Source organism: Lampropedia hyalina DSM 16112, assembly GCF_900129055.1.
Taxonomy (GTDB): domain Bacteria; phylum Pseudomonadota; class Gammaproteobacteria; order Burkholderiales; family Burkholderiaceae_C; genus Lampropedia; species Lampropedia hyalina.
The window spans coordinates 1-18,453 of sequence record NZ_FQUZ01000047.1 but is presented as its reverse complement, the minus strand read 5'-3'; the positions used below and the strand labels follow the sequence as shown (position 1 = coordinate 18,453).

Annotated in this window: 19 protein-coding genes, 1 rRNA gene and 1 riboswitch; of the genes, 6 read left to right on the top strand and 14 right to left on the bottom strand. The window is 57.0% G+C overall.

The features are described from left to right. A partial coding sequence (tnpA, locus tag BUE21_RS13675) for an IS200/IS605 family transposase (protein ID WP_073357204.1) occupies positions 1-243 on the top strand: 243 nt, incomplete at its 5' end. Here tnpA and BUE21_RS13670 read toward each other — a convergent pair. Then, positions 240-647: a 6,7-dimethyl-8-ribityllumazine synthase gene (locus BUE21_RS13670; protein WP_073357203.1), complete on the bottom strand. Its 408-nt coding sequence runs from the start codon at positions 645-647 to the stop codon at positions 240-242. The genes tnpA and BUE21_RS13670 overlap by 4 nt on opposite strands. 88 nt (positions 648-735) lie before the next feature. Then, positions 736-912, bottom strand: a riboswitch (FMN riboswitch). A gap of 241 nt (positions 913-1,153) precedes the next feature. After that, entirely contained in the window at positions 1,154-1,921 is a 768-nt protein-coding gene (locus tag BUE21_RS13660) for a class II glutamine amidotransferase (RefSeq protein WP_073357201.1), read from the bottom strand. Between the two features lie 316 nt (positions 1,922-2,237). Here BUE21_RS13660 and grpE point away from each other — a divergent pair, with 316 nt between their 5' ends. The 3 genes from grpE to dnaJ all read left to right on the top strand — a co-directional run bounded on the left by grpE (position 2,238) and on the right by dnaJ (position 6,162). Beyond that, entirely contained in the window at positions 2,238-2,828 is a 591-nt protein-coding gene (gene grpE, locus BUE21_RS13655) for a nucleotide exchange factor GrpE (RefSeq protein ID WP_073357200.1), read from the top strand. 118 nt (positions 2,829-2,946) lie between these two features. Beyond that, positions 2,947-4,881: a molecular chaperone DnaK gene (dnaK, locus tag BUE21_RS13650; RefSeq protein WP_073357199.1), complete on the top strand. Its 1,935-nt coding sequence runs from the start codon at positions 2,947-2,949 to the stop codon at positions 4,879-4,881. Between the two features lie 126 nt (positions 4,882-5,007). After that, complete coding sequence (dnaJ, locus tag BUE21_RS13645) at positions 5,008-6,162, top strand: molecular chaperone DnaJ (RefSeq protein WP_073357198.1); 1,155 nt, start codon at positions 5,008-5,010, stop codon at positions 6,160-6,162. A 44-nt stretch (positions 6,163-6,206) separates the two neighbouring features. Here dnaJ and mutY read toward each other — a convergent pair whose 3' ends face one another. The 11 genes from mutY to BUE21_RS13590 form a co-directional block, all read right to left on the bottom strand. After that, positions 6,207-7,304: an A/G-specific adenine glycosylase gene (gene mutY / locus BUE21_RS13640; protein WP_073357206.1), complete on the bottom strand. Its 1,098-nt coding sequence runs from the start codon at positions 7,302-7,304 to the stop codon at positions 6,207-6,209. Positions 7,305-7,309: 5 nt separating this feature from the next. Further along, a complete protein-coding gene (locus BUE21_RS13635; protein ID WP_073357197.1) occupies positions 7,310-9,328 on the bottom strand; it encodes a dynamin family protein in 2,019 nt (672 codons plus the stop codon). A 192-nt stretch (positions 9,329-9,520) separates the two neighbouring features. Continuing rightward, on the bottom strand, positions 9,521-9,937 hold the full coding sequence (locus BUE21_RS13630; protein ID WP_073357196.1) for a F0F1 ATP synthase subunit epsilon: 417 nt from the start codon (positions 9,935-9,937) through the stop codon (positions 9,521-9,523). A 100-nt stretch (positions 9,938-10,037) separates the two neighbouring features. Then, positions 10,038-11,447, bottom strand: a complete 1,410-nt coding sequence (atpD, locus tag BUE21_RS13625; protein ID WP_073357195.1) for a F0F1 ATP synthase subunit beta — start codon at positions 11,445-11,447, stop codon at positions 10,038-10,040. Positions 11,448-11,478: 31 nt separating this feature from the next. After that, positions 11,479-12,345, bottom strand: a complete 867-nt coding sequence (gene atpG / locus BUE21_RS13620) for a F0F1 ATP synthase subunit gamma (RefSeq protein ID WP_073357194.1) — start codon at positions 12,343-12,345, stop codon at positions 11,479-11,481. Positions 12,346-12,368: 23 nt separating this feature from the next. Further along, positions 12,369-13,922 carry a F0F1 ATP synthase subunit alpha gene (gene atpA / locus BUE21_RS13615; RefSeq protein WP_073357193.1) on the bottom strand — a complete coding sequence of 518 codons (1,554 nt, stop codon included), beginning with the start codon at positions 13,920-13,922 and terminating at the stop codon, positions 12,369-12,371. 48 nt (positions 13,923-13,970) lie between these two features. Then, on the bottom strand, positions 13,971-14,501 hold the full coding sequence (locus BUE21_RS13610; protein WP_073357192.1) for a F0F1 ATP synthase subunit delta: 531 nt from the start codon (positions 14,499-14,501) through the stop codon (positions 13,971-13,973). A 9-nt stretch (positions 14,502-14,510) separates the two neighbouring features. Next, on the bottom strand, positions 14,511-14,981 hold the full coding sequence (locus BUE21_RS13605) for a F0F1 ATP synthase subunit B (protein ID WP_073357191.1): 471 nt from the start codon (positions 14,979-14,981) through the stop codon (positions 14,511-14,513). Between the two features lie 33 nt (positions 14,982-15,014). Then, complete coding sequence (gene atpE, locus BUE21_RS13600) at positions 15,015-15,260, bottom strand: F0F1 ATP synthase subunit C (RefSeq protein ID WP_073357190.1); 246 nt, start codon at positions 15,258-15,260, stop codon at positions 15,015-15,017. Between the two features lie 51 nt (positions 15,261-15,311). After that, the gene (gene atpB, locus BUE21_RS13595; protein WP_073357189.1) at positions 15,312-16,190 is read right to left on the bottom strand and encodes a F0F1 ATP synthase subunit A; all 879 of its coding nucleotides are present in this window, start codon (positions 16,188-16,190) and stop codon (positions 15,312-15,314) included. A gap of 5 nt (positions 16,191-16,195) precedes the next feature. Beyond that, positions 16,196-16,696 carry an ATP synthase subunit I gene (locus BUE21_RS13590; RefSeq protein ID WP_073357205.1) on the bottom strand — a complete coding sequence of 167 codons (501 nt, stop codon included), beginning with the start codon at positions 16,694-16,696 and terminating at the stop codon, positions 16,196-16,198. A 153-nt stretch (positions 16,697-16,849) separates the two neighbouring features. Here BUE21_RS13590 and BUE21_RS13585 point away from each other — a divergent pair, with 153 nt between their 5' ends. Further along, positions 16,850-17,137, top strand: coding sequence for a YbeD family protein (locus BUE21_RS13585; RefSeq protein WP_073357188.1), 288 nt, complete (start codon positions 16,850-16,852; stop codon positions 17,135-17,137). Positions 17,138-17,177: 40 nt separating this feature from the next. Then, a complete protein-coding gene (gene hpnC, locus BUE21_RS13580) occupies positions 17,178-18,053 on the top strand; it encodes a squalene synthase HpnC (RefSeq protein ID WP_073357187.1) in 876 nt (291 codons plus the stop codon). Positions 18,054-18,152: 99 nt separating this feature from the next. On the opposite strand, the gene rrf is transcribed toward hpnC, so the two are convergent. After that, a 5S ribosomal RNA gene (gene rrf / locus BUE21_RS13575) occupies positions 18,153-18,265 on the bottom strand. Positions 18,266-18,453 lie beyond the last annotated feature (188 nt).

The following is an 18,453-nucleotide window of genomic DNA, read 5'->3' as shown; positions in this document are numbered from 1 at the left end:
GATGGCGAGGACGACCATGTGCATCTGTTGGTGAACTATCCGCCCAAGGTGCCTGTCTCGAACCTCGTGAACAGCCTGAAAGGCGTTTCCAGCCGGGTGATTCGCAAGAAGGATTATCCGAGCATCCGCAAAAAGCTATGGGGTGGCGCATTGTGGTCGCCGTCTTACTTTGCGGGCAGTTGCGGCGGAGTGCCCATATCCGTCATTCGCCAGTACATCGAACAACAGCAAACGCCGCATTAGTCACTGTCTGCGGCATCGAGCCGCCGACAGTAACGCGCTATCCTTCCCCGCCCTGAAGGACGGGGTTTGACGCGCTTTCCGATCAATCCGTCAATCACCGCTGACTCGACAAAATCATGCCGATAGATACCGCCGTCCACCACCAGACCACAAGCCACGATGGCATCGTAGTGGCCTTTGTTGGCAAGGGTCTTGACATGCAGCGGGATTTCAAACGCACCGGGCACCTCGAAGCAATCGACGCGCACTTGCGGCACATGTTCAGCCACACGAGCCGCACAGGACTGCACCGCCTGCTGCACGATGTCGGCATGCCATTGAGCCGCAACGATAGCGACCCTGACATGTCCCGCCAGACTGGCACAGGCGGGAAGGTTTTCGGAAGAAGAGGAAAGCTGATTCATGATTGCTCCAAGAAAGAAAGATCACCAAGAATCAGGGCTGAGCACGCGCAGCACGAGAAAACACCGCGATCAACGAGGTGTTGAACTGCACCGTTCTCTTTCATCCGGACTGTCACCGTCGGTTCTGGATTCTCACCAGATCTGCTGACTCACGGCGGCATGGCGAAATCACCTGCCACCGCAACGCTCGCGGACTTCGCATGTTTCTGGAAGCAGACCATGCGTTACCGCCGGTGGGGAATTGCACCCCGCCCTGAGAACAAAACCGGTATCCACTGAGGCAGATACCATTTCGGTGTCCATTATAGGAATCTGTGCGCAATGCCAGGTTCTAGGGAAGGTCTGCAAAACTCTTGCGGTAAGCCCGCGCCCGCCAATGGGATGCAGCGCAAGGCGTATTTTGTGGTCAATAGCGAGGCTATTGACCACAAAAGCCAACGCGGCGATGCGCCCAGTGGCGGGATGCGGGCGGCGCAACGGGTTTTGCAGACCTTCCCTAGGGCGTGTCAGTAATCGCAATGCGCGCCATCGACAAACACCTTGAGTTCGCCGGACTGGAAATGCGTCCATTGTTCATTGTGGGTCAGTGGTGCCGTGACCACGATGGCGGTGCGATCCCCCGGCTGGTTGCGCTCGGCAAAGTCGATGCTCAGGTCTTCGTCACTCAGCGAGGCCTTGGAAAACGGCCAGGCGCGTTCCAGATAGCACAGGTGCGTGGTGGCGTGCGCCCACAGGGCCTCGCCATTGGAGAGCAGGAAGTTGAAGGTACCGTGCGGGGAGATTTCGGCGGCCAGCTCGCGCAACGTCAGCGTCAGTTCCTGGATGCTGGGCACGCCGGCATGGGATTTGTGCAATTCCTGCATCAGCCAGCAGAAGGCGTGTTCGCTGTCGGTCGTGCCCACCGGATGAAAATGGCTGTGCAGGCGCGGGCGAAAGGTCTTCAGGTCGCCATTGTGCGCAAACACCCAGTAATTGCCCCACAACTCCCGCACGAACGGGTGGCAGTTGGGCAGGCTCACCTTGCCCTGGGTGGCCTTGCGAATGTGCGCGATCACATTGGTGCTTTTGATGGGATAGCGGCGGATGACATCGGCAATCGGCGAGATGATGGCACTTTGGTAATCCACGAAGTGCCGCACGCCATGATCCTCGAAAAATGCCATGCCCCAGCCATCCACATGGTCGCCCGTCTTGCCCGCACGCTGCGAGAATCCCGTGAAGCTGAACGTCAGGTCGGTGGGTTTGTTGGCATTCATTCCGAGCAACTGGCACATGGGGGATGGTCTCGCAGGTCAAAAATGGAAAGGATTCATCATAATCGGATTTGTTCTGGCGAGGCGAAGCAGCCAAACTGTGGCCGGTGCCGGGAATCCGCATACCTTGAGGAACCGCTGAATAATTCCTCCCGGCCGCCGCATCCCCCTCTCGGGCGGAATTAATCAGCGTTTCCTTGAAACCCGCCTATCCATGCCCATCTATCGGCCATCCGGTTTTCCGTGCCCTGCCCTCGGTGAGTGCCTTCGCTACACGCACCGCTTCTGCCGGGCCGGGCATTTTCACCCACCCGTTCCTGAAAGTCACTGATTCACCATGTCACAGCAGTCACAACAGCCCCAGCAGCCCGCAACCATCGATCCCACGGCCCCTGCCGCAGCGACGGCAGGCACCGAGCCAGACATCAACGAGGAGCTGGCCGGGTTGTACGCCGAAGTGGAAGGTCTGCGGGAACAACTGACCGAACTGGAGGCCCTGCGCAGCAAGAACACCGAACTGTCGGATCAGTTCCTGCGCGCCAAGGCCGAAGCAGACAATGCCCGCCGCCGTGCAGATGACGATGTGGCCAAGGCCCGCAAGTTCAGCATCGAAGGTTTTGCACAGGACTTGCTGGCCGTGGCCGACAGCCTGGATGCGGCCCTGGCGATTGAATCCGCCACCGCCGAACAACTGCTGGAAGGCACCAAGGCCACCCAGAGCCAGTTGCAATCGGTGTTCGAGCGCAACAAGCTCCATGCCATCCAGCCAGCCGTGGGCGAGAAGTTCGACCCGCACCAGCATCAGGCCATCAGTGCCGTGCCTGCCGCCCAGGAAGCCAACACCATTGTGAACGTGCTGCAAAAAGGCTATTCGATTGCCGACCGCGTGCTGCGCCCGGCACTGGTGGTGGTCGCGGCCCCGCAGTAAGAACGTGTTCAGGGTCTGGGCACACCACACGGGTTTGAAGGCTTGAATTTGCCGCAAACGCCCACACCTGCCAGTCATTCACAAACAACCCCATTTCCGTCTCAAGGAGAAAACCCAAATGGCAAAAATCATCGGTATTGACCTGGGAACCACCAACAGTTGCGTGGCCGTACTCGAAGGCAATTCCACCCGCGTGATCGAGAACAGCGAAGGCGCACGCACCACGCCTTCCATCGTGGCCTACCAGCAGGATGGCGAAATCCTGGTGGGTGCATCGGCCAAGCGTCAGGCTGTCACCAACGCCGCCAACACCATCTACGCCGTCAAGCGTCTGATCGGCCGCCGCTTCGACGACAAGGAAGTGCAGAAGGACATCGACAAGATGCCCTACAGGATCGCCCGCGCCGACAACGGCGATGCCTGGGTGGAAGCACAGGGCCAGAAGCTGGCTCCCCAGCAGGTCAGTGCCGAAATCCTGCGCAAGATGAAGAAAACCGCCGAGGACTTCCTGGGCGAAGTTGTGACGGAAGCCGTCATCACTGTGCCCGCCTACTTCAACGACGCACAACGCCAGGCCACCAAGGATGCAGGCCGCATTGCCGGACTGGAAGTCAAGCGCATCATCAACGAACCCACTGCCGCCGCGCTGGCCTTCGGCCTGGACAAAGTCGGCAAGGGCGACCGCAAGATCGCCGTCTATGACCTGGGCGGTGGTACGTTCGACGTATCCATCATCGAAATCGCCGATGTCGATGGTGAGAAGCAGTTCGAAGTGCTGTCCACCAACGGCGACACCTTCCTGGGCGGTGAAGACTTCGACCAGCGCATCATCAACTACATCATTGACGAGTTCAAGAAGGAACAGGCCGTCGATCTGTCCAAGGACGTGCTGGCCCTGCAACGCCTGAAGGAGGCCGCCGAAAAGGCCAAGATCGAGCTGTCCAACAGCACACAGACCGACATCAACCTGCCCTACATCACCGCCGATGCCAGCGGCCCCAAGCACCTGAACATCAAGCTGACCCGCGCCAAGCTGGAGTCGCTGGTGGAAGACCTGATTGCCCGCTCCATCGAACCCTGCCGCGTGGCCATCAAGGACGCAGGCGTGAAGGTGTCCGACATCGATGACGTGATCCTGGTCGGCGGCCAGACCCGCATGCCCAAGGTGCAGGACAAGGTCAAGGAATTCTTCGGCAAGGAACCACGCCGTGACGTGAACCCCGACGAAGCCGTGGCCGTGGGTGCGGCCGTGCAAGGCCAGGTGCTGGCAGGCGACCGTTCCGACGTGCTGCTGCTGGACGTGACCCCGCTGTCGCTGGGCATCGAGACCCTGGGTGGTGTCATGACCAAGATGATTAACAAGAACACCACGATCCCGACCAAGCACGCACAGACCTTTTCCACGGCCGATGACAACCAGCCTGCCGTGACCATCAAGGTCTTCCAGGGCGAGCGCGAGATCGCCAGTGCCAACAAGGCACTGGGTGAGTTCAATCTGGAAGGCATCGCCCCGGCACCGCGCGGCACACCACAGATCGAAGTCTCGTTTGACATCGATGCCAACGGCATTCTGCACGTCTCCGCCAAGGACAAGGGCACCGGCAAGGAGAACAAGATCACCATCAAGGCCAACTCCGGCCTGTCGGAAGATGAAATCCAGCAGATGGTCAAGGATGCGGAACTCAACGCCGCCGAAGACAAGAAAAAGCTGGAACTGGTGCAGGCCCGCAACGAAGGCGAAGCCACGCTGCACAATGTGCGCAAGTCGCTGACCGAGCACGGTGAGGCACTGGATGCCAGCGAGAAAGAGGCCATCGAGAAAGCCGCCTCCGCACTGGAAGAAAGCCTCAAGGGCGATGACAAGGATGCCATCACCGCCCAAACGGCACAATTGCTGACCGCCAGCCAGAAACTGGGCGAAAAAATCTACGCTCAGGCACAGGCCGCCGCGGGAGCCGACGCAGCCGCTGGTGCAGCAGGCGCGGCCAGCCAGCAGACGGCACAGGACGACAACGTGGTCGATGCCGAGGTGAAGGAAGTCAAGAAGGACTGATGCCCTTCTGACCCCGTGCCGCCGCGCAGGATGCCGGGCCATGCCCACGCAGCCTGCGCGGCGTTGTCATCCCTGGGAAAGCATTCCCCTTCTGCCCATCCCACCCCACATACCCTGACAGACACCATGGCAAAACGAGATTTCTACGAAGTCCTGGGCGTACCCAAAAACGCCGGCGAGGACGAAATCAAAAAGGCGTATCGCAAGCTGGCGATGAAGTACCACCCGGATCGCAACCAGGGCGATGCCGCCAAGGCCGCCGAAGAGAAGTTCAAGGAAGTCAAGGAGGCTTACGAAATTCTCTCGGACAGCCAGAAAAAGGCAGCCTACGACCAGTACGGCCATGCAGGCGTGGATCCGAACATGCGCGGCGGTTTTGGGGGCGGCGGTGGCACGGAAGGTTTTGGTGGCTTTGCCGAAGCCTTCGGCGATATTTTTGGCGATATGTTCAACCAGCGTCGCGGTGGCGGCGGCGGCGGTGGGGGCCAGCGTGTGTACCGGGGCAACGATCTGAGCTACGCCATGGAGATCTCGCTGGAAGAAGCGGCCAAGGGCAAGGACGCGCAGATCAAGATTCCCTCCTGGGAGGATTGCAGCCAGTGCCACGGCAGTGGAGCCAAACCCGGCACATCGGCCAAGACCTGCACCACCTGCCACGGCAATGGCGTGGTGCAAATGCGCCAGGGATTTTTCAGTGTGCAGCAAACCTGCCCCACCTGCCAGGGCACAGGCAAGATCATCCCCGAACCCTGCTCTGCCTGCCACGGCCAGGGCAAGGTCAAGACCCAGAAAACGCTGGAAATCAAAGTGCCGGGCGGCATCGACGACGGCATGCGCATCCGCAGCAGCGGCAATGGCGAACCTGGTTTGAACGGTGGGCCTCCCGGCGACCTGTACATCGAGATTCGCATCAAGCCACACGAGATTTTCGAGCGCGATGGCGACGACCTGCACTGCACCGTACCCGTGAGCATGACGACGGCCGCACTGGGCGGGGAAATCCAGGTTCCTACCCTCGACGGCAAAGCCAGCATCGACATTCCCGAAGGCACACAGCCAGGCAAGCAGTTCCGCCTGCGGGGCAAGGGCATCAAGGGCGTGCGCTCCAGCATTGCGGGCGATCTGTACTGCCACATTCAGGTGGAAATTCCGGTCAAACTCACCGAATTCCAGCGCAAGACCCTGAAAGAACTCGACGATTCGCTGAAGAAAGGCGGCGGCAAGCACTCGCCTGGGAACGACTCATTTACCGAGAAGCTGAAGCGGTTTTTTGGCGGTTGAGACCCAGCCAGCCATTTGAAATGACGGGGCATTGCCCCGTTTTTTCATGGCTTCGCGTCGGCTTGCGAAATCCGCTCCAACAGGGAACGAATCGGTGCAGGCAGGCCCGTCTGCGCCAATGCCGCAGCATCCAGACTTTGCCACATACCCGACTGGAGCAATAAGGCAGCATCCGGCATCCCGATGGCCTCCCCCTCTTCAGCACACCGCACCATGACGGGCTGAAGCAGCAAATCCCTGTGCGTCAGGACATGGGACACCGCCGGCAAATGCCGCACCCCTGCCTGTGGACACACTGTGGACAGGTACTCCAGCAATTGCGCCTCACCATCGAACACAGGCGGAGCATACAATCCCGCCCAGATGCCCTTGGCAGGGCGTTTGTGCAACCAAACGCGCCCATCCGCAGCCTGCATGAGCAACAGCCACCAGTTCTGGGAGCTGCGCCGGGTCTTGCGGGTCAGTACCGGATAAGCGGTGGGATTGCCGCGTTGCCGAGCCACACAAGCACTGGCCACCGGACAGATCAGGCACTGCGGATTGCGCGGCAGGCAAATTCGCGCGCCCAAGTCCATCATGCCCTGGGTGTAACGTGGCATTGCCACCGGCAAGTCACGCACAGGCAACAGCCCGTCTGCCTGCTGCCACAGACGTTGCACATTCGCGGCCTGCGACAAGTCCGCGTCAAAGGCCAGCACACGCCCCAGCACCCGGCGCACGTTCGCATCCAGAATGGCCACACGCTCGCCATAGCAGAATGCCGCAATCGCATTCGCCGTGGAGCGGCCAATACCCGGCAAATCGGCCAGTTCCCGCGCCGAAGGCGGAAAAACGCCGCCATGCTCCACCACCACCTGCCGCGCACAACGGTGCAGATTGCGAGCACGGCTGTAATAGCCCAGGCCACTCCACAGGGCCAGCACCGCATCTTCATCGGCAGCAGCCAGTGCCTGCACCGTGGGGAATGCCTCCAGAAAGCGGGCATAGTAGTTCAATACCGTGGCCACCTGGGTCTGCTGCAACATGATTTCCGACAGCCACACCCGGTAGGGGTCGCGGGTGTTCTGCCAGGGCAGATGGTTGCGCCCATGCTGGCGTTGCCAGTCCACGACCTTGTCGGAAAAACCAGGAACAACATTCATGGGCATCACGGTGTGAGAGGTTGCTGGGATGGCTCCGCCGCCGATGCAGTCGCCTCCGCCACGATGTGGCCCTGCGGCACGGCATCGGCGGCCATCTGCGGTGGAGGAGCCTGCAACACGGCATGCACCATGGTGTGCAGCAGGCGTTCATCCTGCTTCAAGGCATCGAACCGCTGGCGAATCTGCACCAGGCGTTTTTCCAGCCCCACATCGGCCTGCTGAATGCGCGTGAGGGTCTTGCCGCGTGCCACAAAATTCTGCCGTCGTGCTCGCAATTGCACGTCCAGCGAAGCCATATTGGTCTTGCTCCACAATTCCAGCTCATTGGCAGCCGCTTCAAAGACCGAGCGCACACGCATCCCCAACGTCGCCAACAACCGGGTGCCCGATTCCCGCCACTGCAAAGCGGCAATCGTGCCATGGGCGAAGGCCGCCCGATGGCTATCGGCAATTTTCTGCAAATCGTTGCAGAACTCACGCAAATCCGGTGGTGTCGGCTCATCCAGCAAGAAATGACCGGATTGGTTCAGCCGCTCCAGAACCTGCGCCAATGTCGTGCGCATGGCTTCTGCTTGCTGCTGGCTGGCCTGCAACACTTGCTGCAAATGCTGAAATGCTTGCGCATACAGCCAATCCCAATCCCTTGCGTGCGGCGGCACCGGCTGTTGTACGGCTTCGGCGAGGGCATGCAGGTGCTTCTTCACCGCCGAAGTACCCAACTGCTGAAACAACTTATTCAGCAGTTTCTGCTGCTGCGCGCGCGCAGCACGCACCTGGGCCACACTGGTTTCAAAGACCTGCCGCTCTCTGGCCATGCGAATGCGCACGCTGTACATCGCCTGCTTGTTCTGGCCTTGCAAATCGGCCATTTCGATGGCTTGCTGGGTATTGTGGCGAATACGCACCTGAAGCTGCTGCGCCACATGCTGCTGCACCTGAAGCACATGGCGGTGCAACAGGCTGGAGAAAAGCTGCTGCCTTTTATCCAGCAGACCATCGACCAGAATCGCCTCCAATCGCCCCAGACCGCTGGCTTGCCAAAGAGATGAGTCACGTTGTACCCTGGCCGTGCGCGCCTTCTGCGCCGCCACGGGCACCACATGGGCCACGGGAATCTGCAATGTTTGGGCCACACTCTCGCAGTGCTGCCGCACCGCCATGTGCTCCATGCCTTGGTGCTGCGCATCCTCCCACATCAGATCGGCTTTGTTCAATACCACCAGACGCAAGCCAATCGAATCCAGATGCGTCAGCAAGGCATGGTTCCACAGAGACAGATCCGAAGCGGCCAGACCGGTATCCATCCCCAGCATGAACACCACGGCCTGCGCCTGTGGCAACAATTCCAGAGTCTGCTCAGGCTCGGCACCGATGGCATGCAAACCTGGAATATCAAGAATCACCAAGCCTTTTTTCAGCAGAGGGTGAGGGAAATTCACGACCGCATGACGCCATTTCGGCACATCCACCACGCCTGCGGGCATGTCGTCCACCTCCCCCTGCGAGCGCAATCCCCACAACTGTGCCTGCTCCCCACTCACCCGAACGGTTTCGGTCACACAGGCAATGGCCGTCGCCACACTGTCAGCAGAGTGCAAATCCAATGGCAGATGCACCCAGGCATTCTCCCTTTGTCGCCAATCCGCCAAGGTATCCGTCTGCTGGCGGGTGGCGATCGGCAACAGATAGATGCCCACCGCACGCAGCGGATTCCAGGTCAGCTCCATGGGACACTGGGCCAGTTTTCCCGGAACCGATGGCATGACATTCTGGCCATAGTGCCAGAAGAACAAGGCATTGATAAGGGCAGACTTTCCGCGACCAGGCTCGGCCACAAACGCCACCGTGATCTTTTCGGAAATGGCCTTTTCCTGAAGTTGCTGCAACCGCTGGCGCGAAGGCATATCCAGCAAGCCCCGATCGGCCAGCCAACGCTCAAAAGTGCGCAATTTTTGCAGCAAACGCTCCCGCCACTGACCATCCTGACCCAGGCGTTGCTTGAAGGGAGAAGCGGAAATAGTCACGTTGTGTGGGGAAGAAAAAATTGCGTGGCAAACACCACTTGCATCCTACTACCAGCCGCCCCCGGCCACATTTGCAGCATCTGGGCAGATGACAAAAATCGTCTTCAGTGCCGCTATCCTATGCCACAGAACCCAGCAAAAAACCGCCTGGCGATGGCCTCAGGCGGTTTTTCTGAAAATACTGAAATTCGCTCAGTGCTTTTGGCGGTATTTGCGCAATGCAGCAATCTGTGCTGCCAGCACCGCCAGCTCAGACTGGGCCGTAGCCAAGTCCAGCTCGCTCTTGGCATTGCGCAAGGCATCTTCGGCAGCCTGCTTGGCCTTGTTGGCCTTTTCTTCATCCAGATCGGCACCACGCACCGCCGTGTCGGACAACACCGTCACACGGTCAGGCTGAACCTCCAGAATACCACCGGCCACGAAGACAAATTCTTCCTTGCCATCCGGCAACTCAATGCGCACGGACCCTGGCTTGATGCGGGTTATCAATGGCACATGCCGGGGCAGAATGCCCAACTCGCCCGACTCACCAGGCAAGGCAACAAACTTGGCCTCGCCAGAAAAGACCGACTCTTCTGCACTGACCACATCAACATAAATGGTACTCATAAGGCTTCCTCGTATTCAATGCCAACATCCTGAACATCAGGCAAGAAGAAGATGCAGCGCATCGGCGCATCACCTGCCTCTTGCCTTCCCTGATAGGAAATCAGGCTGCCAGTTTCTTGGCCTTCTCGAAAGCCTCGTCGATCGTGCCCACCATGTAGAACGCTTGTTCTGGCAGGTGATCGGCCTCGCCATTGACGATCATCTTGAAGCCACGGATGGTTTCAGACAGAGGCACATACTTGCCGGGCGATCCGGTAAACACTTCGGCCACATGGAACGGCTGCGACAGGAAACGCTGAATCTTGCGGGCACGGGCCACCGTCAGCTTGTCTTCCGGAGCCAGTTCGTCCATACCCAGAATGGCGATGATGTCGCGCAGTTCCTTGTAGCGTTGCAGCGTACCCTGCACCTGACGCGCCACGGTGTAATGCTCCTCGCCCACCACATCGGCTGCCAGCTGGCGGCTGGTGGAATCCAGCGGATCAATCGCAGGGTAGATACCCAGCGAAGCAATGTCACGCGACAGCACCACGGTGGAATCCAAGTGGGCGAAGGTCGTGGCAGGGGATGGATCGGTCAAGTCATCGGCAGGCACATACACGGCCTGAATGGACGTAATCGAACCCACCTTGGTGGAGGTAATCCGCTCTTGCAGGCGGCCCATTTCCTCGGCCAACGTCGGCTGGTAGCCCACGGCAGAAGGCATACGACCCAGCAGCGCGGACACTTCGGTACCGGCCAGCGTATAACGGTAGATGTTGTCCACGAAGAACAGCACATCACGCCCTTCATCACGGAAGGATTCCGCAATGGTCAGACCAGTCAAGGCCACACGCAGACGGTTGCCGGGTGGCTCGTTCATCTGACCATACACCATGGACACCTTGGACTCGCCCAGGTTCTCCAAGTTCACCACACCAGAATCGGCCATTTCGTGGTAGAAGTCGTTCCCTTCACGGGTACGCTCACCCACACCGGCAAACACGGACAAACCGCTGTGTGCCTTGGCGATATTGTTGATGAGTTCCATCATGTTCACGGTCTTGCCCACACCGGCACCACCGAACAGACCCACCTTACCACCCTTGGCAAACGGGCAGATCAGGTCAATCACCTTGATGCCGGTTTCCAGCAGTTCCTGCGAAGGGGACAGTTCATCGTAGGCAGGAGCCTTGCGGTGAATCGATGCGGTTCTGGCATGATCGACCGGGCCACGTTCGTCAATCGGCGCGCCCAGCACGTCCATGATGCGACCGAGCGTAGCAGGCCCCACGGGAACGGTAATGGGATTGCCGGTATTGACCACGGTCAGACCACGACGCAGACCATCCGACGAACCCAGCGCGATGGTACGCACCACGCCATCGCCCAGCTGCTGCTGCACTTCCAGTGTCAGTGCCGAACCTTCCAGCTTGAGCGCGTCAAAAACCTTCGGCAGCGAACCTTGGGGAAACTCCACGTCCACCACCGCACCAATACATTGAACAATTTTGCCTTGTGCCTGAGCCATATGTTGCTCCAATCAAATTCAGTTGTGTTGCTTAAACTGCGGCAGCACCGGCGACGATTTCCGACAGTTCTGTCGTGATGGCCGCCTGACGCGTTTTGTTGTAAACCAGCTTAAGTTCGTTGATGACGTTGCCTGCATTGTCCGTTGCCGCCTTCATGGCCACCATACGGGCAGACTGCTCGGAAGCCATGTTGTCCGCCACTGCCTGGTAGACCAGCGATTCGACATAACGCACCAGCAATTCGTCAATCACGGATTGCGCATCGGGTTCGTAAATGTAGTCCCAGCCATTCGCCTTGCCTTTCGCCTCCAGATGTTCTGGTTGCAGAGGCAGAAGCTGCTCGACCACGGATTCCTGACGCATCGTATTGATGAAGCGCGTGTAACTGAGATAAACAGCGTTGATCTCGCCATTGACGTACGCATCCAGCAACACTTTGACCGGGCCGATCAAAGCGTCCAGCCTGGGGGTATCGCCCAAGGCCGTCACATTCGACACCACCGTTGCGCCAATACGCCCCAGGAAACCCAGCCCCTTGTTGCCGATTGCCACGGCACGGACGCTCTGCCCGGCCTCCTGCAATTCACGCAACTTGCCTGTTACCGCCCGAAGCACGTTGGTATTCATGCCGCCGCACAATCCCTTGTCGGTCGTCACCACAATAATGCCAGCCGCCTTCGCATTGTTCTCCACCGTGAAGGGGTGGCGATACTCGGGATTGGCTTCCGCCAGGTGGGCGGCAATAGTGCGGATCTTCTCACTGTAGGGACGTGCAGCCTGCATGCGCTCCTGTGCCTTGCGCATTTTGGAGGCGGCCACCATTTCCATGGCTTTGGTGATCTTCTTGGTGTTTTCCACCGATTTGATCTTGCCGCGTATTTCCTTGCCTGCTGCCATTGAAGACTCCTTGCCCTAACAGTTTAAGCAAACGACTTCTTGAAAGACTCGATGGCAGAAACGAGTTCTGCTTCGGAATCCTTGTCCAGAGCCTTGTTGGTTTGGAGCTTGGTCAGCAAAGCCGCATGGGATGTTTGCAGATACTGGTGCAGACCCTTCTCGAAATCCAGCACGCGCTTGACTTCCACATCATCCAGATAGCCCTTGTTGGCGGCCACCAGTGCAGCACCTTGCAGCGCAATCGACAGCGGACTGTATTGAGGCTGCTTGAGCAACTCTGTCACACGCGCACCACGATCCAACTGCTTGCGGGTTGCATCATCCAGATCGGAAGCAAACTGCGCAAACGCAGCCAGTTCACGATACTGGGCCAGGTCGGTACGAATACCACCGGACAAACCCTTGATCAGCTTGGTCTGCGCTGCACCACCCACGCGGGATACGGAAATACCAGCGTTGATAGCAGGACGGATACCCGCATTGAACAAGTTGGTTTCCAGGAAAATCTGGCCATCGGTAATCGAAATCACGTTGGTAGGCACGAATGCCGACACGTCACCAGCCTGAGTCTCGATGATAGGCAATGCAGTCAGCGAGCCAGTCTTGCCCTTGACTTCACCCTTTGTGAAAGCTTCCACATAATCGGCATTGACGCGGGCTGCACGTTCGAGCAAACGGCTGTGGAGATAAAACACATCGCCAGGATAGGCTTCACGGCCTGGTGGGCGACGCAGCAACAGGGAAACCTGACGGTAGGCAACGGCCTGCTTGGACAGATCGTCATAAACAATCAGTGCGTCCTGACCGCGATCACGGAAATATTCGCCCATCGTGCAACCAGAGTATGCAGAAACATACTGCATGGCAGCCGATTCGGAAGCGGATGCCGCCACCACAATCGTGTAGTCCATGGCACCGGCTTGCTCCAGTGCACGCACCACGTTCTTGATGGACGAAGCCTTCTGGCCAATCGCCACGTAGACACAGGTAACGTCCTGACCCTTCTGGTTGATGATCGCATCAATGGCCACTGCCGTCTTGCCGGTCTGACGGTCACCAATGATCAGCTCGCGCTGACCCCGGCCAATCGGCACCATCGCATCCACGGATTTCAGGCCGGTTTGCAACGGCTGATCCACGGATTGACGGGCGATCACACCAGGCGCAACCTTTTCGATCACGTCTGTCAATGCAGCGTTGATGGGACCTTTGCCATCGATGGGCTGGCCCAGGGCATTGACCACACGCCCAATCAATTCTGGACCGACCGGCACTTCCAGAATACGACCCGTAGTCTTGACAGTATCGCCTTCGGAAATATGCTCGTATTCACCCAGAATCACGGCACCGACGGAATCACGTTCCAGGTTCAATGCCAGCCCGTAGGTGGGCACGCCTTGCGCATTGGCGGTGAATTCCAGCATTTCGCCCTGCATCACGTCGGAAAGACCATGCACACGAACAATGCCGTCTGTCACGGAAACCACTGTGCCTTGGTTGCGCACATCGCTGCTGGACTCCAGGCCTTCAATACGGCTTTTAATCAGCTCGGAAATTTCTGCGGGATTGAGTTGCATGACTCGTTCCTTGTTGCTTTTTGTCAGACACGCACCGGATTGCCTTTATCAGGCAACCAGTGCGGCCTTCATTTGTTCCAAACGGGCTTTGACAGAGGTATCAAGCTCTTCGTCACCCACCACGACGCGCACACCACCAATGAGTGACTCGTCAACCTCTACGGTCAAATTCAGGCTTCGCGCAAAACGCTTCTCCAGAACCACACGCAATTCTGCCAGCGCGTCCTGATCCAGAGGAAAAGCACTGTAGAGCACCGCATCTGCCGCACCACGCTGTGCATTGAGCAACGAACGGAACTGCGCAGCAATCTCGGGCAATGCCTGCAAGCGGTCATTCTCCAGCACAGTGCGCAGAAAATTCTCTGCCAATGCAGACAATCCATCACCGACAGCACCCTTGAACAGATCCAGCACTTGCGTCTGGGTCACTCTGGGACTTCTGGCAACACGCTGCACATCGGCATTCGCCGCGACAGTTGCTACAGCATTCAACCACTGCGAAATCTGCCATGCATCGGCAGCACCCGCTTTGAACAAAGCCTCGGCATAAGGGCGGGCAATCGTAGCCAGTTCTGCCATGTTGCCTCCTTACAGTTCTGTTTTCAGGCGATTGAGCAAATCGGAATGCACACCGGCATTCACTTCCTTGCGCAGAATCTGTTCGGCACCCTTGACTGCCAGTACAGCAACCTGATCGCGCAGCGATTCGCGCGCCTGAACAAGCTGTTGCTCCGCATCAGAGCGAGCCGCAGCAATGATCTTCTCACCTTCGGCAGCGGCACGGGCCTTTGCCTCATCCACAATAGCCTGGGCACGACGCTCGGCATTGGCCAGCAACGAAGCAGTCTCATTGCGGGATTGAACCAGTTCATGCTCAACACGCTTGTTGGCTTCTGCAAGATCTGTCTTGGCCTTGTCGGCAGCTGCCAGACCATCTGCAATCTTTTGCGCTCTTTCATCCAGCGCCTTGGCGATGGGTGGCCAAACGAATTTCATCGTAAACCACACCAGAATCAAAAAGACTATGGCTTGAAAGAACAGTGTTGAATTGATATTCATGACAACACCTTTCTTACGGGGCGTTGCTGTGAATTAAGCGACAAAGGGGTTTGCAAATGCGAACAGCAGAGCAATGGCAACACCGATCAGGAATGCGGCATCGATCAGACCAGCCAAGATGAACATCTTGGTTTGCAGTTCGTTGATGAGTTCTGGCTGACGTGCAGAAGACTCCAGAAATTTACCGCCCATCAGTGCGATGCCGATCGATGCGCCAATTGCGCCCAGACCCACGATCAGACCACAAGCCAGAGCGACCAAGCCGTTGATGTTTTCCATGATATTTCCTTCAGTTAGTGGAAGTTAAAGAGAAAGGGAAAAGAAAGACAATCAGTGCGCATCGTGCGCCTGACCCAAATAGATCAGTGCCAGCATCATGAAGATGAATGCCTGCAATGTGATGATGAGGATGTGGAAAATGGCCCAGATCGTACCAGCAATCACATGACCAAGACCCAGCAGAGCACCACCCAGCGACAGCGCAGCATAGCCACCCATGAGCGCAATCAGGCAGAACACCAGCTCACCAGCATACATGTTACCGAAGAGCCGCATGCCGTGCGATACGGTTTTGGCCAGATACTCGATCATTTGCATGACCAGATTGATCACGCCCAGAATGATGGCAAAAACCGGATTCTTGCTGGTACCGAAAGGTGCTGTGACCAGTTCATGCGTCCAGCCACCCAGCCCCTTGATCTTGATGGAGTAAAAAATACACAGCAGGAACACCGCCACAGACAGACCAAATGTGGTGGACAGGTCGGCAGTTGGCACCACACGCAGATAGGCATCGTGCGGATCCAGACCAGCAGCCGAGTAACCCTGTGCCCACAAATGAGGCAACAGGTCCACGGGCAGCAAATCCATCGCATTCATCAGGAAGATCCAGACGAAAACAGTCAGTGCCAGCGGCGCAATGAACTTGCGGCTCTCTGCATTGTGAATATTCGCCTTGGTCTGGCCATCCACCATCTCAACCAGCAACTCCACCGCAGCCTGGAAACGCCCAGGAACACCAGAAGTTGCCTTGCGCGCAGCGAGCCACAACACGAATACGCTCAGCAATCCCAGACTCAAAGCGATGACCACTGAATCGATATTGACCACTGAAAAGTCGACGATAAAGCCTTGTTTGGCATTCGTCCAGTGACCCAAGTGGTGAACGATATATTCACTAGGGGTTGGACCCTCTGCTCCTGCTGCCATAGTTATCAACTCTTTCCAACAAAGTTTTTAGACTTTTTGGGCCACACCAGAAAGGCAACCCAATAGACATTAAGTACCAATATCATTGTGACCACCAAGGCCAACCAATGCACTTCTGCGATCATTCTTGGAGCCATGACCAACAGGGCAACTGTGAGCAAGATCTTCGCCAGTTCCCAAACAGCCAACATGGCCATGGAAGCAGGCTTCTTGCGCTGCCGCACCATCCCTCTGGCAAACATTCCGGCGGGCAACACGACAACCAGTGCCCCGTACGCAACAGACCAAGTCACCGGAGAATTGCGCCAAACCAAAGCAGCACACAGTACCAGCACCATGGAAACCATCAATTGCGACCCAATGAGCCACCAGATGGATACCGATGGATGATTTCTGCGCCACTGCTGTGCTTCTTCCGCAGAGAGGGGCTTGAAATCCTCTTCCTCATCCTTATCTTCAGCAAAAGAGGGGCTTTTATTCTTACTGTTCTGTCGATTGACAGGCATGTCAGAGACTCTCCTTGCTGCTACAAGCTCCGCAAACGGTCGCATTATAGGTGGAAATTGCTGCCATCTTGCAAGAAATCATCCTGAGCAATCCAGCCCATGTGCGTTTTGTACAGCTGTGCTCTGGGAAAAAACAGTTTTAGAGGAAAGCACATGCCAAACCCTTCACCCAGTGCGCCACAGGAAGAGTCATTGATCGTCTATCCATGTTCCTTTCCTATCAAAGTCATGGGCTTAAAACATGACCTTCTATTGCCGACCGTGACAAAAATTGCACATCGACACGACCCCTTCTTCGACGCTGCGTCTGTAGAACTGCGTGAAAGTTCAACCGGCAAGTACCTGGGCATCACGATTACCATCACTGCAACAAACAGGGCTCAGCTTGATGCACTATATGTCGAATTGTCTGGCCATGAACTGGTCAAAGTAGTCTTGTAAAGCAGGGACTGGCTACTCATGCCGGGTATGTCCTGAAGCGATGCACACTGAAATTCCCCCTTCCAATCCCGTTGGGCATTACGAAAACTTTCCAGTTGCCTCCTGGCTTTGTCCAGCGCAGCTGAGGGCCCCCATTACAGCCATTTATCACTTTGCCCGCACCGCTGACGACCTGGCCGACGAAGGAAACGCAAGCACCGAAACGCGCTTGGAGCAGCTCCATGAATACCGCGATTGCCTGTACCAAGCATCCCGTGGTTCCGACATGAGCAAGCTCCCTTGGGCGAAGATTTTTGTACCCCTACAGTTCCACCTCCAACAAAGCAAACTGCCTGTCGAACATCTGGATGATCTATTGAGTGCTTTTGTCCAGGATGTTCATAAAACTGCATTATCAGAAGGATATGCCAATCGCCAGGAATTATTGGCTTACTGCCGCCAGTCAGCCAATCCTGTTGGACGCTTGCTCCTGCACCTCTATCAGATCAATGATGAAAACTCACTGAAGCAAAGTGATGCCATTTGCACCAGCCTGCAATTGATCAACTTCTGGCAAGACCTCAGCATTGATATTCCACGCAAACGCTGGTATCTGACAGAAGAGGATTGCAGCCGACACCATGTCAGCCCAAAGATGCAACAAGATGCCGTCACTTCAGGCCGATCCAATAGCCAGCTCACAGCGTTGCTTCAAGACAATATTCATTGGGCGCGCAATCTCATGCACGAAGGCCTGCCCCTTGCTCTGCGGATGCCAGGACGAGCTGGCTGGGAGCTGCGTCTGGTGGTACAAGGCGGCTTGCATATTCTACGCAAAATTGAAAATATGCAATACCAGAGTTTCCACAAACGTCCCCATATTCAAAAATTGGACTATTTAACTCTTTTCATGCGTGCATTAAGCATGAAAAAATAAACTCATTGAGCCAATGAATATTGGGCCGCAGTATCATGGCAAGAGTCTTTCCCAAAGCAAAACCCCCTGAGCTGGAGCGCAGGGGGTTTTTGAATAGAAGCCTGACGATGACCTACTTTCACACGGGAGACCGCACTATCATTGGCGCGAGACTGTTTCACTGTCCTGTTCGGGATGGGAAGGAGTGGTTCCAGACTGCTATGGTCATCAGGCTAAAAACGTTGGCTTGCAGCGGCTGTGCTGCGAGCCGTAAATCATAGAGTCGAATTGTATTTGATTGCGTTGGCAATGTATTGAGTTTGCATTGCGAATGTATTGATGTGTCATCAAAGTTATAGGGTCAAGCCTCACGGGCAATTAGTACTGGTTAGCTCAATGCATTGCTGCACTTGCACACCCA

Excerpts from the sequence above, each read along its gene's own strand:
- BUE21_RS13670 (WP_073357203.1), bottom strand. The coding sequence starts at position 647 with ATGAATCAGCTTTCCTCTTCTTCCGAAAACCTTCCCGCCTGTGCCAGT.
- BUE21_RS13660 (WP_073357201.1), bottom strand. The coding sequence starts at position 1,921 with ATGTGCCAGTTGCTCGGAATGAATGCCAACAAACCCACCGACCTGACG.
- grpE (WP_073357200.1), top strand. The coding sequence starts at position 2,238 with ATGTCACAGCAGTCACAACAGCCCCAGCAGCCCGCAACCATCGATCCC.
- dnaK (WP_073357199.1), top strand. The coding sequence starts at position 2,947 with ATGGCAAAAATCATCGGTATTGACCTGGGAACCACCAACAGTTGCGTG.
- dnaJ (WP_073357198.1), top strand. The coding sequence starts at position 5,008 with ATGGCAAAACGAGATTTCTACGAAGTCCTGGGCGTACCCAAAAACGCC.
- mutY (WP_073357206.1), bottom strand. The coding sequence starts at position 7,304 with ATGAATGTTGTTCCTGGTTTTTCCGACAAGGTCGTGGACTGGCAACGC.
- BUE21_RS13630 (WP_073357196.1), bottom strand. The coding sequence starts at position 9,937 with ATGAGTACCATTTATGTTGATGTGGTCAGTGCAGAAGAGTCGGTCTTT.
- atpD (WP_073357195.1), bottom strand. The coding sequence starts at position 11,447 with ATGGCTCAGGCACAAGGCAAAATTGTTCAATGTATTGGTGCGGTGGTG.
- atpG (WP_073357194.1), bottom strand. The coding sequence starts at position 12,345 with ATGGCAGCAGGCAAGGAAATACGCGGCAAGATCAAATCGGTGGAAAAC.
- atpA (WP_073357193.1), bottom strand. The coding sequence starts at position 13,922 with ATGCAACTCAATCCCGCAGAAATTTCCGAGCTGATTAAAAGCCGTATT.
- BUE21_RS13610 (WP_073357192.1), bottom strand. The coding sequence starts at position 14,501 with ATGGCAGAACTGGCTACGATTGCCCGCCCTTATGCCGAGGCTTTGTTC.
- BUE21_RS13605 (WP_073357191.1), bottom strand. The coding sequence starts at position 14,981 with ATGAATATCAATTCAACACTGTTCTTTCAAGCCATAGTCTTTTTGATT.
- atpE (WP_073357190.1), bottom strand. The coding sequence starts at position 15,260 with ATGGAAAACATCAACGGCTTGGTCGCTCTGGCTTGTGGTCTGATCGTG.
- atpB (WP_073357189.1), bottom strand. The coding sequence starts at position 16,190 with ATGGCAGCAGGAGCAGAGGGTCCAACCCCTAGTGAATATATCGTTCAC.
- BUE21_RS13590 (WP_073357205.1), bottom strand. The coding sequence starts at position 16,696 with ATGCCTGTCAATCGACAGAACAGTAAGAATAAAAGCCCCTCTTTTGCT.
- BUE21_RS13585 (WP_073357188.1), top strand. The coding sequence starts at position 16,850 with ATGCCAAACCCTTCACCCAGTGCGCCACAGGAAGAGTCATTGATCGTC.
- hpnC (WP_073357187.1), top strand. The coding sequence starts at position 17,178 with ATGCACACTGAAATTCCCCCTTCCAATCCCGTTGGGCATTACGAAAAC.